The organism is Campylobacter hyointestinalis subsp. lawsonii (assembly GCF_013372165.1).
In the GTDB taxonomy this organism is placed as follows: domain Bacteria; phylum Campylobacterota; class Campylobacteria; order Campylobacterales; family Campylobacteraceae; genus Campylobacter; species Campylobacter lawsonii.
The window spans coordinates 1,306,267-1,319,991 of sequence record NZ_CP053828.1 but is presented as its reverse complement, the minus strand read 5'-3'; the positions used below and the strand labels follow the sequence as shown (position 1 = coordinate 1,319,991).

General features: G+C 34.4%; 15 protein-coding genes. 14 read left to right on the top strand and 1 reads right to left on the bottom strand.

Annotated elements, in window-relative coordinates:
- Window positions 1–66 precede the first annotated feature (66 nt).
- From gatA to CHLWT_RS06715, 6 genes are all read left to right on the top strand, one after another.
- Window positions 67–1,428, top strand: coding sequence for an Asp-tRNA(Asn)/Glu-tRNA(Gln) amidotransferase subunit GatA (gene gatA, locus CHLWT_RS06740; RefSeq protein WP_111995748.1), 1,362 nt, complete (start codon window positions 67–69; stop codon window positions 1,426–1,428).
- Between the two features lies 1 nt (window position 1,429).
- Window positions 1,430–2,881, top strand: coding sequence for an IMP dehydrogenase (gene guaB / locus CHLWT_RS06735; protein WP_111968512.1), 1,452 nt, complete (start codon window positions 1,430–1,432; stop codon window positions 2,879–2,881).
- Complete coding sequence (gene metX / locus CHLWT_RS06730; RefSeq protein WP_063997887.1) at window positions 2,881–3,987, top strand: homoserine O-acetyltransferase MetX; 1,107 nt, start codon at window positions 2,881–2,883, stop codon at window positions 3,985–3,987. Before guaB ends, metX begins: the two co-directional genes overlap by 1 nt.
- On the top strand, window positions 3,978–4,169 hold the full coding sequence (gene xseB, locus CHLWT_RS06725) for an exodeoxyribonuclease VII small subunit (protein WP_111948307.1): 192 nt from the start codon (window positions 3,978–3,980) through the stop codon (window positions 4,167–4,169). Before metX ends, xseB begins: the two co-directional genes overlap by 10 nt.
- Window positions 4,162–4,959 carry a carbon-nitrogen hydrolase family protein gene (locus tag CHLWT_RS06720; protein WP_111985426.1) on the top strand — a complete coding sequence of 266 codons (798 nt, stop codon included), beginning with the start codon at window positions 4,162–4,164 and terminating at the stop codon, window positions 4,957–4,959. Before xseB ends, CHLWT_RS06720 begins: the two co-directional genes overlap by 8 nt.
- A 70-nt stretch (window positions 4,960–5,029) precedes the next feature.
- Window positions 5,030–5,584, top strand: a complete 555-nt coding sequence (locus tag CHLWT_RS06715) for an SCO family protein (protein WP_111948309.1) — start codon at window positions 5,030–5,032, stop codon at window positions 5,582–5,584.
- Here the strand turns inward: CHLWT_RS06715 and CHLWT_RS06710 are convergent.
- Complete coding sequence (locus CHLWT_RS06710; RefSeq protein ID WP_111999865.1) at window positions 5,581–6,687, bottom strand: FtsW/RodA/SpoVE family cell cycle protein; 1,107 nt, start codon at window positions 6,685–6,687, stop codon at window positions 5,581–5,583. The genes CHLWT_RS06715 and CHLWT_RS06710 overlap by 4 nt on opposite strands.
- Before the next feature lie 51 nt (window positions 6,688–6,738).
- Here CHLWT_RS06710 and CHLWT_RS06705 point away from each other — a divergent pair, with 51 nt between their 5' ends.
- Genes CHLWT_RS06705 through CHLWT_RS06670 form a run of 8 tightly spaced genes read left to right on the top strand, consistent with a single transcriptional unit; the run spans window position 6,739 to window position 13,693 of the window.
- A complete protein-coding gene (locus CHLWT_RS06705; RefSeq protein ID WP_111999864.1) occupies window positions 6,739–7,722 on the top strand; it encodes an RluA family pseudouridine synthase in 984 nt (327 codons plus the stop codon).
- Window positions 7,643–8,860 carry a fibronectin type III domain-containing protein gene (locus CHLWT_RS06700; RefSeq protein ID WP_111948312.1) on the top strand — a complete coding sequence of 406 codons (1,218 nt, stop codon included), beginning with the start codon at window positions 7,643–7,645 and terminating at the stop codon, window positions 8,858–8,860. The genes CHLWT_RS06705 and CHLWT_RS06700 overlap by 80 nt, the downstream gene beginning before the upstream one ends.
- Complete coding sequence (trmB, locus tag CHLWT_RS06695) at window positions 8,860–10,035, top strand: tRNA (guanosine(46)-N7)-methyltransferase TrmB (protein ID WP_111995746.1); 1,176 nt, start codon at window positions 8,860–8,862, stop codon at window positions 10,033–10,035. Before CHLWT_RS06700 ends, trmB begins: the two co-directional genes overlap by 1 nt.
- A complete protein-coding gene (locus CHLWT_RS06690; protein WP_063997895.1) occupies window positions 10,020–10,691 on the top strand; it encodes a cell division ATP-binding protein FtsE in 672 nt (223 codons plus the stop codon). The genes trmB and CHLWT_RS06690 overlap by 16 nt, the downstream gene beginning before the upstream one ends.
- A complete protein-coding gene (locus CHLWT_RS06685) occupies window positions 10,678–11,487 on the top strand; it encodes a cell division FtsX domain-containing protein (RefSeq protein ID WP_170253166.1) in 810 nt (269 codons plus the stop codon). The genes CHLWT_RS06690 and CHLWT_RS06685 overlap by 14 nt, the downstream gene beginning before the upstream one ends.
- Window positions 11,488–12,687 (top strand): murein hydrolase activator EnvC family protein, encoded by a 1,200-nt coding sequence (locus CHLWT_RS06680; protein WP_111999863.1) that lies wholly within the window; start codon window positions 11,488–11,490, stop codon window positions 12,685–12,687.
- Window positions 12,688–12,742: 55 nt separating this feature from the next.
- The gene (gene pyrH, locus CHLWT_RS06675; protein WP_063997898.1) at window positions 12,743–13,459 is read left to right on the top strand and encodes a UMP kinase; all 717 of its coding nucleotides are present in this window, start codon (window positions 12,743–12,745) and stop codon (window positions 13,457–13,459) included.
- A 12-nt stretch (window positions 13,460–13,471) separates the two neighbouring features.
- Window positions 13,472–13,693: a DNA-directed RNA polymerase subunit omega gene (locus CHLWT_RS06670; protein WP_063997899.1), complete on the top strand. Its 222-nt coding sequence runs from the start codon at window positions 13,472–13,474 to the stop codon at window positions 13,691–13,693.
- Window positions 13,694–13,725 lie beyond the last annotated feature (32 nt).

Here is a 13,725-nt window from a genome sequence, read left to right as displayed (position 1 = left end):
TATTTTTGTTTTGATACTGATCGTAGTTGTAGGGATTTTTTTAGTCAATAGATTTAAGGAGAATAGGTGATAACTTTAAAAGAAGCGTTGAAACTAAGCCCGTCTGATATTTTGGCTTTACGCGCAGAACTAAAAGAGAAAATAAAAGCAAATAAACATTTGGGTGCTTATATAGAGCAACTTACTAGCACCGAGATAGGTGATGAGTACGCAGGTATTCCTATCGCTATAAAAGACAATATTCAAGTTAAAGGCTGGAAGATAACAAGTTGTTCAAAAATACTTCAAGGATACGTAGCACCTTATAACGCAACTGTTATAGATAAGCTTTTAAAAGCTGGACTTGCTCCGTTTGGTAGAACAAATATGGACGAGTTTGCTATGGGAAGTACTACTGAAAGTAGCTTTTATGGTAAAACGTTAAATCCTTTGGACAACTCAAGGGTTCCTGGTGGTAGTAGTGGTGGAAGCGCTGCAGCAGTTGCGTCAAATATCGCTATCGCCGCTTTAGGTAGTGATACTGGCGGAAGCATACGCCAACCAGCAGCGTTTTGTGGTTGCGTTGGGTTTAAACCAACTTATGGAAGAGTTAGTAGATTTGGACTAGGCGCTTACTCAAGTAGCTTAGATCAGATAGGACCTATAACAAGCTGCGTTGAAGACGCCGCATTGCTTTATGATATCATTGCAGGACACGATCCAAAAGATAGCACGAGTTCAAAATTAGAAGTTATAAGTACTGCAGATAAGTTAGATGCGAACAAAAAACTAACTATAGCAGTTATTAAAAACTATATAGATGAAGCAAGCGACGACGTAAGAAAAGCTCTAAATTTAACCATTGAAAAGCTAAAAAATAGCGGACATAAAATAATCTATAAAGATCTTTTAAATTCAAAATATGATATAGCTGCTTACTATATCATAGCTACTGCAGAAGCTAGTGCAAATTTAAGCCGTTATGATGGCGTGAGATATGGACGCAGGGCAGAGTGCAAAAACTTAGGTGAAATGTATGCAAAAACTAGAGGTGAGGGTTTTGGCGCAGAAGTGCAAAGAAGAATGCTTCTTGGAACATTTGTTTTATCAAGCGGATATTATGATGCTTATTATATAAAAGCTCAAAAAGCAAGAGCGTTTATAAAACAGGAATACGAGGAGATCTTAAGCGAATCAGACCTTATATTTATGCCTGTTGCTCCAAGCGTTGCTTATAAATTTGGCGAGTTAAGTGATCCGTTAAAAGCTTATCTTAGCGATATTTATACCATAGGAGTAAATTTAGCAGGACTTCCTGCTATAACTGTTCCAGTAGCAAAAGATGATAATGGACTAAATATCTCAGCTCAGCTCATAGGCAAAGCGTGGGCGGAACAAACTGTTTTAGATGGTGCATATAGTTTAGAAAAATCAATAAAAGGAAATTAAGATGAAGATAGTTAAGAGAGCTTTGACTTTTGAAGATGTATTGTTGATGCCACAATATTCTGAAATTTTACCAAAACAAGTTGATGTATCATCTAAATTTAGTAGAAATATCACTTTAAATATACCTCTTGTTTCAGCTGCTATGGATACTGTTACTGAGCATAGAACTGCTATTATGATGGCAAGGCTTGGAGGTATCGGAGTGATCCATAAAAATATGGATTTACAAAGTCAGATAAAAGAGGTAAAAAGAGTTAAAAAAAGCGAAAGTGGTGTCATCATCGATCCTGTATTTATAAACCCAAATGCTACTATAAGAGAAGCTCTTGAGCTAATGAGTGAGTATAGGATATCTGGTGTTCCTGTAGTAGATGATGATAATATTCTTATAGGGATTCTTACAAATAGAGATTTAAGATTTGAAAATGATTTTAGTAAAACTGTTGAGTGTGCGATGACTAAAGCTCCTCTTATTACTGCTCCAAAAGGCTGCACTTTAGATGACGCCGAAAAGATATTTTCTACAAATAAGGTTGAAAAACTTCCTATTGTAGATGAAAACGGAAAATTAGAAGGGTTAATCACTATAAAAGATCTTAAAAAAAGAAAAGAATACCCAAACGCAAATAAAGATAAATTTGGACGTCTTAGAGTCGCTGCAGCTATAGGCGTAGGACAGATAGATCGCGCTATATCTTTAGCAAAAGCTGGAGTTGATGCTCTTGTTATGGACTCTGCTCACGGACATTCAAAAGGTATTATTGATACTTTAAAGCAGATAAAAGAGCAGATAAAAGATGTTGATATCATAGTAGGAAATGTAGCAAATCCAAAAGCCGTAAAAGATCTTATAGCTGCAGGAGCTGATGCCATAAAAGTAGGCATAGGGCCTGGTTCTATCTGCACTACTCGTATAGTTTCAGGGGTAGGCGTTCCTCAGATCACTGCTATAAGTGATTGTTCTGAAGTCGCTCGTGGAAGTGGAGTGCCTATCATAGCAGATGGCGGTATAAAATACAGCGGTGATTTTGCAAAAGCCTTAGCTGCAGGAGCTGATTGTGTAATGGTAGGAAGTTTGCTTGCTGGTTGCGATGAAAGTCCTGGAGAGCTAGTTACTTTTCAAGGAAGGCAGTATAAAAGCTACAGAGGTATGGGCAGTATCGGAGCTATGACAAAAGGTAGTAGCGATAGATATTTTCAAGAAGGAACAGCGCAAGATAAACTAGTCCCTGAGGGCATAGAAGGTAGAGTTCCATACGCCGGAAGCATAAAACAAGTACTTTATCAGTTGGTTGGAGGTCTTAGAAGCTCTATGGGGTATTGTGGAAGCAAAGATATACGTACTTTCCAAGAAAAAGCTGAATTTGTAGAGATAACTAGTGCTGGACTTAAAGAGAGCCATGCTCATGATGTCATAATAACACAAGAAGCACCAAATTATAGAGTTAATTAGTGAAAATTTCTACTCATATTGCTCACTTTGATGAACCGCTTTATTTAGAAAGTGGTCGAATTTTAAGCGAATTTGATCTCGCTTATGAAACATATGGTGAGTTAAATTCCGATAAATCAAACGTAATCGTGGTTTGCCACGCTCTTACAGGAAGTCACCACGCCGCAGGGCGTTATGCAAATGAGAGTAAAGCTGGCTGGTGGGACGCACTGATAGGCGACCATAAAGGCATAGATACAACCAAATTTTTTGTGATTTGCGTAAATATTTTAGGTAGTTCGTTTGGATCTACAAACCCACTTAGCATAGAGCCTAGCACAAATAAAGAATATAGGCTTAGATTTCCAGTACTTGTAATAAGCGACGTCGTAAAAGCTCAGATGAAACTTTTTGAGCGTCTTGGTATAAAACAAGCTCACGCCATTATCGGTGGAAGTCTAGGTGGTATGCAAGCTTTGTGCTTTGCTATAGAGTTTCCAAATTTTGCTAAAAATGTCATAATGCTAGCTACTACTTATGCCACAAAACCATGGGCTATCGCTTTTAATAAAATAGCTATAGAGGGCATAGTAAGAGATCCTGAGTTTAAAAACGGATATTATGATAAAGACGATATCGCTAAAAATGGACTTACTGGAATGGCACTTGGAAGAATGGCAGGTCATATAAGCTTTCTTTCTCCATACTCTATGGATGATAAATTTGGTAGAAATTATGTAGAAACAGACGGCCTTTACGAGCTTTTAGGAAGATATGAAGTTGATCGTTATATGGAATACAACGGGCATAATTTTCCAAAAAGATTTGATCCGCTTAGCTATTTGTATATAACTAAAATGATGAATAACTTTGATTGCACAAGGCATTATAATACTCTTGAAGAAGCGATGAGTCTCATAAAGGCAAAGGTTCTTTTGATCTCATTTGACGGAGATATTTTATTTCCTTCTATACTTATGAAAGAGATGTATGATGCATTTTGCAATATAGGAAGAAAAGATCAGGTAAAATATATCTGCATAAATAGCAACTATGGTCACGACGCGTTTTTGGTCGAAGTAGATAAGATAGATATGTATATAAAAAAGGCTTTAGAATGCAATTAGAAACTTTTGAAGAGAAAATAGAAAAACTAGATGATTTGCTAAAAAAATTGAATGATGAAGATATAAATCTTGCTGATAGCGTAAATTTATACAAAGACGGCATAAAACTTGTAAAAGAAGCTAGGCAGATCTTAGAGAGCTCAAAGCTCATCATAAAAGAAGTCGGAGAAATAGATGGCTAAAATTTGCGCCTTACAGCTTGGCACTTTGGCGATGAGTGATTCTAGGATAGATTATTATTTAAAACTAGCAAAAGAGCATGGAGCTTGCGTGGTTGTGCTTGGAGAATACGTTTTAAATTCTTTTTTTACAGAACTAGTTAAAATGCCAAGCTCAATGCTAAAAGAACAAAGTGAGCATAAACGAGCTTCGCTTTGTAATTTGGCTAAAAAATACGACCTCACTATTGTAGCACCTCTAATCATACATAAAAACGCAAAGTTTTATAAAGTCATAGCTAAATTTACTCAGCAAAGCACAAAGTACGAAGAACAAAATATCCTTATAAATTATCCGCATTGGAATGAGGCAAACTTTTTTGCAAATCAAAGACAAAATGGACTAAATTTAATGAGCTTTACTTGTGATAAATTTAAATTTGGCGTAATCTTTGGTTTTGAAGCACATTTTGATGCTGTTTGGCAGGAGCTAGCACATAAAAAGGTTGATTGCGTTATAGTTCCTACTGCTTGTACTTTGAACTCAAAAGAGCGCTGGAATGAGCTTTTAAAAATGCGTGCTTTTACAAATAACGTTTATATTTTAAGAGCAAATAGACTAGGAAAAGCCAAATTTGATGAAATTCAATCCGAGTTCTATGGAAATTCTCAGCTCATATCTCCGCATGGCGATATCGTCAGTAGCCTTGATGAAAATGAGGGAATGCTTGTTTGCGAGCTAGATAAAAAAGTTTTAAACGAAGCTAAGAATATATGGAAATTTAGAGAAACTGCCGCTCATATCGATAAATAGTTGCTTAAATATAATCAAATTATAATCTTAGCTGTGATACAATCTCAAATTCTATTGTTAGGAGATTTATATGAAAAAGTTATTTTATTTTGCTTTTTTTGTTTTTGTAGTTTCTGGAGTTTATCTTTTAGTTAGCTATAATCTTAAGATCGCAAAGTATGACTTTACGGCTCAAAGTACAGATGGCGAAGTAAGTATGAAGAGCTTTGATGGAATGTATAAAATAGTCTATTTTGGATATGTCTTTTGCCCTGATGTTTGTCCTACAACTCTTACTTTGGTTTCTAGCGTACTTGATGATATAAAAGCAAAAGACGTAAAGATCTTGTTTGCTACTTTAGATCTACAAAGAGACGATATAAAAACATGCGATGAATTCGCAAAATATTTTTATAGGGACTCATCTTGTATAAGATTGGAAAATGGCGAACTAGATAAGGTTGTAAATAAATACGGCGCAAAATACAAAATAGTAGATCTTAATGATTCAGTTATGAAGTATTCAGTAGCGCATAGTTCTTCTATATTTTTATTTGATAAAAAGGGTAGATTTGTTTCAGAAGTCACGAATTTAACTTACGACAATGTTAAAAAAGAGATACAAAATTTACTGATAAATTATTAAAATTTGATTTTTATAAACCTATAAGTAGGATCAAATCTAAATGTAAGCAAGTTTTGTAATATCCCAAAAAGCGCCATAAATGTTATAAAACTGCTTCCTCCATAACTATAAAATGGCAAAGGGATCCCGACAACTGGGGCAAATCCGATAGCCATAAATATATTTACGCTCACATATACAAACACAAGGATAGCTATCCCGCTAGTAACCGTTTTTGTAAAATAATCTTTTTTCAACTTATAGTTCATACTAAGAAGGTGAGCTATCAAAAAACCATATAAAAGTATAAGAGCCATTCCTCCGATAAATCCATAACGTTCGATAGTATAAGCAAAGATAAAATCGCTAGTTGCGATAGGTAAAAATTTAAATCTAGTCTGAGTAGCTTCTTCGGCAGATTTTCCGGTAATTCCGCCGTTTCCTATAGCTATGATGGATTGTTTTACTTGATAGCTAGGCTCTTTAGAGATAAAATCAACTATCCGTTTTTTTTGATAGTTGTGTAAGTTCTCATAAAGTATAGGTGTAGATATCGCCGTACAAGCTATAAGAACTATCCAAATTTTTTTATTTACGCCTATTATAAACAGCACTCCATATCCTGTTATAAGAAGTAAAAGTGCGGTTCCAAGATCTGGTTCTACTAAGATAAGACCAAAAGGAAGTAGTATGAAAAAACTGATCTTAAGGAATTGCTTTAGATTGTAGCCTTTTATATCGGGCGGATTTTTCTTTATCAAATACGCAAGCATAAGCACAAACGCTGGTTTCATAATCTCGCTTGGCTGTATAGTAAAATGCACAAAAGGTATCTCAAGCCATCTTTGAGCCCCAAGTTTGCTAACCCCAAATATATCTACGCTGATTAGCAAAATAATATTTATCCAATAAACTGCTGGTATCAGCCATTCGATTTTTCTAATAGGAAGTAAGAAAAAAAATATAAAAAATAAAAAGCCTACGCCAAAATAGACAATTTGTTTGTTTGCTAACATCGCACTTGCTTCTGAAACCAAACTATATGATAAAGCTACGATCGGCACGATTAATATCGGCTGAACAAAATCAAAATGCGTTAAAATACGCTTGTCTAATCGTATCAAATTTAAACCTAAGAATTTTTTGGTAAAATTATATTAAAAAAAGGATTAATATTGAATGAATTTATCTCTAGTTGCTCAGGCAGACTAGATCAAATTCTCTCTTTAGAACTTAAGACTTCTAGAAATCAAATAAGCGAACTTATAAAAAATTCAAATGTTTTAGTAAATGATAAAATTTCAAATAAGCCGTCTTTTAAAGTTTTAGTAGGCGATAAGATCTGTTTTGATCTTCCAAAAAAAGCAGAAGAGATAGCCAAACAAAAAGTTGATTTTGATGTAGAAATTTTATACGAAGATGAAGATATACTAGTAGTAAATAAACCTGCAAATTTAGTCGTGCATCCAGCTCCAAGCGTAAAAGAAGCGACTTTAGTAGAATGGCTAAAATCAAAAAATTATACGCTTTCAACCATAAATGCAGATGTTAGAGCAGGTATCGTTCATAGATTAGATCGTGGCACTAGCGGAGTTTTAGCAGTAGCTAAAAACAATGCCGCTCACGCAGCGCTGAGCGCTCAGCTAGCAGATAAAAGTATGGGAAGAATTTATTTAGCTCTTAGCGATCTTAGTTTAAAAGAAAATATCATAGTAGAAAAGCCTATAGGTAGAAATGAGCAAAACAGGCTAAAAAAAGCAGTTGTTAGTGGTGGCAGATATGCTAAATCGGCATTTGCAAATATTTTAGATGATGATGACGTAAATTTGGTTTGTGCGAAGCTATTTACAGGTAGAACTCATCAGATAAGAGTGCATTTAGCAAGTATAAACCGCCATATTTTAGGCGATAATTTATACGGTTTTAAGAACAAGATTGCTAAAATTAATAGAGTTATGCTACACGCATATATTTTAAATTTAATACATCCAAAAAGCGGTAAGAAGCTAGAATTTGTAGCTGCATTACCGCAAGATTTTTATGAAATTTTACATACTAAATTTAACAAGGAGACTATAAATGAAAAAATTAATCCTAAATTTATCAGCGCTATGTTTGATGACTCTCATCAGTGGGTGTGCTCCAAGCTCGCCAAGTAAAGTAAATCCAAATTTGCCTACAATAAATAGTCTCAAAACTATCAGCGATATGACGCAAATAGCTTTTGAATGGACTCCTATCAATGATGAAAGCGTTAATGGCTACTACTTATACAGATCAAACCCAAACGATAATAATAAAATGGGAATGGTTGCTAAGATAAAAGATAGATTTTCAACTCACTACGTAGATACTGGTTTAGCGCCTTCTACTGAATACATATATGATCTAAGAACATATGATAAAAATGGTAATGTTTCAAACGCCGGACAAGGCGTAGTCGCGACTACAGCAAAGCTCATAGAGTCTGTCTCGTTTGCTCAAGCGATCTATGGTTTGCCAAATAGAGTAAAGATACTTTGGAGGCCTCATCCAGATGCTAGAGTGGCATCTTATCTTATAGAAAGAAATGACATATCAAGCGATAAATGGTATCAGATAGCAACCGTAACAGGTAGGTTGAATGCCGAATATATCGATGATGGCTTAGATCCAAATCACAATTACAGATATAGGATATTTGTAAGGACTGTTGATGGCATAACATCAGCTCCAAGCCAAGTGATATCTGCTCAAACAAAGGCGTTGCCAAATTTGGTTACAAATGTGAGTGCGACGACGAATTTACCTAAAAAGATAACCTTAACATGGGATCCAAATACAAACGATGATTTTTCTCATTTTGTGGTTTATAGGTCATCAAATAAGATATTTCCACTTATGAAGCTTGCTGAAACTACCGCTACTGAATATACTGATCTTATCAATGAAAATGGCGCTCAAATGTATTATAAAGTTACTGCTATAGACAAAGATGGATTAGAGAGTCCAAAACAGCAAAACGACGTAGTTGGAAGTACGCTAACATCGCCAAAAGCACCATATATTACAGATGCAAATTTTAATGGTTTAAGCATATATCTAAGTTGGAATTCTGGAAGTGATTTTAGGAGCGTGAAATATACTATATTAAAGTCAGGTCCAAGCGGAGATGAGGTTTTACAAGATATAACAAGCAATGAATATAGCGACTCAAATATCCAAATGGGCGGTAAATATATTTATAAAATTATCGGCGTTGATGAATATGGTATAAACTCAGACGCATCAAAACAAGCTGTCGTAGAAGCTAAGTAATGCCAAATTTCATAGTCGCAAATTTAAAAGATACCCCTTATCCTTTCGGAGAAAAAAACGTTTCATTTATCTGGAGCGCAGACGATGAGAGTGAGAGTCTTGTCTATACAAAATCAAACGAAAGCGAATTTTTTCTAACTGTAAAAAAGAGAGAAAACGACTATGTTATAAAGGGCGAAAAGATAACTCGCCCAGCGTCTCTTGGGCTTTTGCAAAGTGCTTTGGTATGCTATAGAGATCTAAATACGTCTAATATAAAGAGCGAAGCCATTGCTATAAAAAATGATAAACAGTTAGAAAAAAAAGAGTATATTTTCAATGATAAAGAGTTTTTAGAATATCTTCGCACTTCTAAATTTAAAAAAATATATATAGAGATAGGTTTTGGTAGCGGCAGACATCTTTTATATCAAGCTAAAGAAAATCCGGGCGTCCTAATAGTCGGCATAGAAGTCTATAAGCCTTGTGTAGAGCAAGTAAATAATCTTGCGGCTAGTTTAAATTTAAAAAACGTGATTCTTTTAAATTTAGACGCTAGGCTAGTTTTGTCTTTAATAGGATCAAATCTAGTAGATAAGGTATTTTTACATTTTCCTATTCCGTGGGAAAAATCCGAAAAGAGAAGAGTAGTTAGCGCATCATTTGCTAGTGAAGTTCAAAGGATTTTAAAGGTGTCTGGTAAATTTGAGCTAAGAAGCGATGATAGGGGATATAGCGATTTTACCATATCTCATTTTTTAAATTTAGACGATAGCCAAATTCAAATCTATAAAAATAGATTTTTAGAAGTATCTAGCAAATACGAAGATAGATGGATAAGACAAAATAAAGATATCTATGATGTTATCTTTACGAATTCCATAAACTCAAAAATGCAAAACTTAGATGGGGATTTTGAATTTGGCAGTGTTGATGAGAGCTTTGTTTTATCTAAATTTAAAAATACCATTTTCAAAGAAGATAATTATTTTGTGCATATCGAAAGACTTTATAAGAAAAAGTCCGGTGGTGTTCTTATAAGGGTCGCTTTTGGATCTTTTTATCGCCCTGAGCATTGCTATATTTTAGTAGAAAATGACTTTGCGGATTACTTTATCAAAAAACCTCTTTTAACACCTGAAAATTTAAAAGCACACCAAAAAATAAGGGAGTATTTGACTTGCAAAACATTGTAGAGGCTAGAAATTTAACGATCTCTTATGAAAAAAATTTGAACGTTATAAATAACGTTAGTTTTGATATAGGCGTTAGCGATTTTGTATTTATAACCGGAAAAAGCGGAAGTGGCAAATCAACTCTTTTAAAATCTATGTACGGCGACATAGGCATAAATAGCGGTAGTATGAATATCTGTTTGAACGAGCTAAATGGTATAAGCCGTTCAAATTTAGCACTTCTTAGACAAAAAATTGGCATTATTTTTCAAGATTTTAGGCTTATAAATGAGTGGAATGTTGAGAAAAATGTGATGCTTCCTTTGATCATCAAAGGTTATAATCAATCAGTATGCCAAAAACAAGCCGCGAAGCTTTTAAAACATGTAAATTTACTTCATAAAGCTGACAAATTTCCCTTAGAGCTTAGTGGCGGTGAGCAGCAGCGTGTCGCAATGGCAAGATCGATAGCTCATAATCCTCAGCTTTTGCTTTGTGATGAGCCTACTGGAAGCTTAGATGAGTATTCAAGTGATGTTATTTGGTCGCTTTTAAAGTCCGCAAAAGAAGGACTTGGAACTTGTGTTGTTGTAGTTACGCATAAAATTCCATCAAGTCTTAGGATAGCATATAGACATCTTGAACTAGTCGGCGGAGCGATAAATGAGATCGTTTAAAAATCATATCGGCGTTATATTTCCATTAGTCATACTGCTTTTTGGAGTAGAGTTTAGCCTGATGGTAAATAAGATAGTGCAAAACTACGAATTGGCTATGGGAAATGATTATAACATCATCATAGTCAGTCAAAATGAGCTAAACGCTACTGTTTTAAAAGATGAAATAAACACATTTAAAGAGATAATTCCGCTTGATACAAAGAGTGTTTTAGATAGACTCAAAGAGGATATCTCAGCAAAAAATTTATCTATATTGGGTAATGCTTTACCAAAATTTTATTCGCTTAAATTAAACAGCTTTCCTAGTTCAAAATATATGAAAACTATAAAAGACAAACTGCTTAAGATAGAAGGCGTAAAAAAAGTCGAAACGTTTTCTAAAACGCATGATAAAATTTATAAAATGCTTGTTTTATCAAAAAAGGTATTTGAATGCTTTATCGTCATTACCTCTCTTATGGGTATCGCACTCATCTTCAAACAGATGAAAATTTGGCTTTATGAGCATAAGCGTAGAGTTGAGATTATGACTTTATTTGGAGCTCCATATTGGCTAAAATCAGCGATGCTTTATAAACTAGCTATTATCGATAGTATGTTTGCAACTGTTTTAGTTATAGCGATATACGCGGTTTTACCAAATTTAGATATCGTAAATAGTACTATTTTTGGACTAGGTTTTGATATACCTAGTTTAGATCTAGCTACTGATAGTGTTATTTTATTTGGCGCTTCGATAATCGTATCTATAGTAGCAGTTAGTTTAGTAATGTTAAAATCAAGAGACAACTAGATGCTGAAATTTTTATTTTGTATCTTTTTTACGCTAAGTCTTTTTGGCGCTAGCGTGGCTGATAAAATTCAAGATAAGCAAGATACATTAAAATCGGCTAAAAAGCTTGAAACTCAGCTCAATAAAAAAATAGAAGAACTAGCTAGTGATATCATAAAAGGTGAATCTAGTGTAAAAGAGACAGCAAAACAGATAGAAGAACTCTCAAAGCAAGTTACTGAGCTAGAGAGTAAAGCTCAGAGTGCAAATAGCGAGCTAAACGAGCTAAGCGCACAAAATGAAGGTCTTGTAAAAAATCAAAAAGATATGGAAAAAAAGCTGATTCGCATCATCAGTGAGGACTTTGCTTATGATCTTATCGCCCCAAACGAGTATGAAGAGAGCGAAGAGAGCATCATAGCAAATGAGGTTTTAGATAAGTTAAACTCAGTTATGAAAGACGAGTTTAAAAAGCTCGCAAAAGACTATGAGAGCACTTTAAATTTGATAAAAACAAAATCAGATAAGATCGGAATCATAAAGTCAGATCTTAGAGAATTTAAGCTAAAAGCATTGAAACTTAAAGGATTGCAAAATAAGCAAAAAGATAATCTTGAGAGTCTAAAGCAAGACAAAGAGATATATTCCAAAAAATTAGCAGATATTCAAAATCAACAAGATGAGCTTAGAAAAACGCTTGAACAGCTTCAAATTTTGGCTAAAAAACAGAGTCAAAAAACAGAGTCAAAAACCGAGTCTATCACAACTCAAAACTCAAAAGGCGACATAAAACAGTTTGGTTCTAGCTACCAAACGAGCAATGTGAAAAAATATACGGGTGAAAAAACAATAGCCCCGCTTGATGATTTTATAGTTAAACAAAAATTTGGAGACTATATCGATCCTATCTACAATATCAAAATCTTTAATGAATCAGTAGTTCTTCGCTCAAAACAAGGCGATGCAAAGGTCAAAAGCGTATTGCCAGGCACCGTTGTATTTGCTAAAGATACTGCTGTTTTAGATAAAGTAGTTATAGTAGAAAATAGCGGAGGCATACATACGATATATGCTCATCTTAATAAGATAGCTCCGACGATAAAAGTAGGCAGTAAGGTAAAACAAGGTTATGTCATAGGTAGAGTAAAGCAAGATCTGACGTTTGAAGTTACTCAAAAAAGTTATCATATAGATCCGCTTGAGCTTATAAGCCTTAAGTAAGTTAAAAAATATTAAAGAGTTTTTAGATATAATTAGCAATTTTTAGGAGATAGATATGGGCGATAAAAAAAGGGTTTTGGTCAAATTTTCAGGCGAAGCATTAGCTGGTGAAAATGGTTTTGGTATAGATACGCATATTCTTAAATTTATAGCAAGTGAGATAAAAGAGTTAGTTTTAAATAATGTCGAAGTCGGTATAGTCATAGGCGGAGGAAATATTATTAGGGGCGTGAGTGCAGCAAAAGATGGTATCATAAAAAGAACGAGCGGAGATCATATGGGAATGCTTGCGACTGTTATCAACGCCATAGCTATGAGAGAAGCTTTAGAGCATAGTGGGATTAGCGTAAGAGTTCAAAGCGCCATTAAAATGGAAGCTATATGTGAGACGTTTATCATGGGTAGAGCCGGACGTCATTTAGAAAAAGGTCGCGTTGTGATATTTGCTGCAGGAACAGGAAATCCGTTTTTTACAACAGATACAGCTGCTACTCTTAGAGCCATTGAGATAAGTGCAGATATGATCATAAAAGCTACAAAAGTAAATGGCGTGTATGATAAAGATCCGATGAAATTTATAGATGCGGTTTTACTAAATGAGATAAGTTATGAAAAAGCTATGGATGATAGCATAAAAGTTATGGACGATACAGCAATAGCGTTAGCAAAAGACAATAAACTTCCGATAGTAGTTTGTAATATGTTTAAAAAAGGGAATTTATTAAAAATTATTAACGGCGATTATTCTAATTGCTCAGTAGTTAAAAATTAATAAGGAGACTAAATGCAAAGAACAGAAGAAATAGCATCAAAAGCATTAAATGCACTTGATAATGATAGATATAAATTGTCATTACTTGTAGCAAAAAGAGCCGAAGCATTAGCCCAGGGCGATGCTCCACTTGTAAAATTAGATAATGCAAAAATTAAATTTACAGATATAGCGTTGCGTGAGATAGCTGAGGGAAAAATCGCATTAGAGGGATTAGTTGAATCAAATAAATAGTGAGCAATTATTAGAACAACTCATAGAAGAGG

Excerpts from the sequence above, each read along its gene's own strand:
- xseB (WP_111948307.1), top strand. The coding sequence starts at position 3,978 with ATGCAATTAGAAACTTTTGAAGAGAAAATAGAAAAACTAGATGATTTG.
- pyrH (WP_063997898.1), top strand. The coding sequence starts at position 12,743 with ATGGGCGATAAAAAAAGGGTTTTGGTCAAATTTTCAGGCGAAGCATTA.
- CHLWT_RS06680 (WP_111999863.1), top strand. The coding sequence starts at position 11,488 with ATGCTGAAATTTTTATTTTGTATCTTTTTTACGCTAAGTCTTTTTGGC.
- CHLWT_RS06700 (WP_111948312.1), top strand. The coding sequence starts at position 7,643 with ATGAAAAAATTAATCCTAAATTTATCAGCGCTATGTTTGATGACTCTC.
- guaB (WP_111968512.1), top strand. The coding sequence starts at position 1,430 with ATGAAGATAGTTAAGAGAGCTTTGACTTTTGAAGATGTATTGTTGATG.
- CHLWT_RS06720 (WP_111985426.1), top strand. The coding sequence starts at position 4,162 with ATGGCTAAAATTTGCGCCTTACAGCTTGGCACTTTGGCGATGAGTGAT.
- CHLWT_RS06685 (WP_170253166.1), top strand. The coding sequence starts at position 10,678 with ATGAGATCGTTTAAAAATCATATCGGCGTTATATTTCCATTAGTCATA.
- trmB (WP_111995746.1), top strand. The coding sequence starts at position 8,860 with ATGCCAAATTTCATAGTCGCAAATTTAAAAGATACCCCTTATCCTTTC.
- CHLWT_RS06670 (WP_063997899.1), top strand. The coding sequence starts at position 13,472 with ATGCAAAGAACAGAAGAAATAGCATCAAAAGCATTAAATGCACTTGAT.
- CHLWT_RS06715 (WP_111948309.1), top strand. The coding sequence starts at position 5,030 with ATGAAAAAGTTATTTTATTTTGCTTTTTTTGTTTTTGTAGTTTCTGGA.